Here is a 594-nt window from a genome sequence, read left to right on the forward strand (position 1 = left end):
AGATCCTCGTGGAGCAGTTGGCGGTGTTTGCGCAGCTTGAAGGCAGGCGGTGATGGGCAGCAACCCGAGCCATTTCAGCGAGCAGCCGGGATCTCCGCAACATCCGGTCGAGCGGGTGAGCTGGAACGACGTCGTTCTGCCGCCGGAGGGCTTCCTGGTTCGCCTGCAAGCCTTCACGGCGGGCGCGGCGGCCGGATTGCCGAGCGAAGCCGAGTGGGAATACGCGTGCCGGGCCGGAACCCGGACCGCGTACAGCTTTGGCGACACGATCACCGGCGAGGAGGTGAAATACTGGTCGGACGAACGGCCGCGAAAGATGACGGTGGCGGTCAGGAGCCTGCCGGCCAATCCCTGGGGCTTGTACGAAATGCACGGTAACGTTTGGGAATGGTGTGCCGATGCGTCCGGGAGTGGGGACGGTGTTGCCGAGCGCGTGCTGCGCGGCGGCTCCTGGTGCATCTACGCCAGGGGCGCCCGCTCAGCGTTCCGCGGCGCCTACGCGCCCGACGGCGCCGGCCAGGTCTACGGCTTCCGCTTTGCCCTGAGGTCCACGAGCCCGGCCGGGGCCACGGAGTGGCCGGCGCCACGGAGCGG

Annotated in this window: 1 protein-coding gene; it reads left to right on the top strand. The window is 68.9% G+C overall.

Going from position 1 to position 594, the window contains the following annotated elements:
* Nucleotides 1–52 precede the first annotated feature (52 nt).
* A partial coding sequence (locus CAPSK01_RS02530; RefSeq protein ID WP_273702957.1) for a formylglycine-generating enzyme family protein occupies nucleotides 53–594 on the top strand: 542 nt, incomplete at its 3' end.

This window comes from Candidatus Accumulibacter vicinus, from assembly GCF_000584955.1.
In the GTDB taxonomy this organism is placed as follows: domain Bacteria; phylum Pseudomonadota; class Gammaproteobacteria; order Burkholderiales; family Rhodocyclaceae; genus Accumulibacter; species Accumulibacter vicinus.